Annotated in this window: 1 protein-coding gene; it reads left to right on the top strand. The window is 70.8% G+C overall.

Annotated features, from left to right (window positions below; all coding sequences use genetic code 11):
* On the top strand, positions 1–449 hold a 449-nt coding region (locus tag C2I19_RS21390; protein WP_146056923.1), incomplete at both ends, for a beta-ketoacyl [acyl carrier protein] synthase domain-containing protein.

Raw genomic sequence — 449 nt, forward strand, 5'->3', positions numbered from 1 at the left:
CCCGCGCGCACCCGCTTCCTCTCCGCGCCGACGCCCGCCCAGGCGCCGACGCTCGAGCCCATCGCCATCGTCGGCATCAGCGCCGACCTCCCCGGCGCCCCCGACTTCGCCAGCCTCTGGCCCGCGCTGCGCGACGGACTCGACGCCATCCGCGACATCCCTGACTCCCGCTGGGACTGGGACGCCCTGTTCGGCGATCCGCTGCGCGAAACCAACAAGACCAACGCCCGCCGCGCCGGTCTGATCGACGCCATGGAGGCCTTCGATCCCCTGTTCTTCGGCATCTCCCCCCGCGAGGCCGAAGCCATGGATCCGCAACAGCGCTTGCTGATGACCCATGTCTGGAAAGTCATCGAGGACGCCGGCTACAACCCGCACAGCCTCGCCGGCAGCGACACCGCCCTGTTCATCGGCACCGGCCCCAGCGGCTACGCCAGCCTGCTCGATCG

Origin of the sequence: Chromobacterium alticapitis, from assembly GCF_002924365.1 — a bacterium.
GTDB classification, from domain to species: domain Bacteria; phylum Pseudomonadota; class Gammaproteobacteria; order Burkholderiales; family Chromobacteriaceae; genus Chromobacterium; species Chromobacterium alticapitis.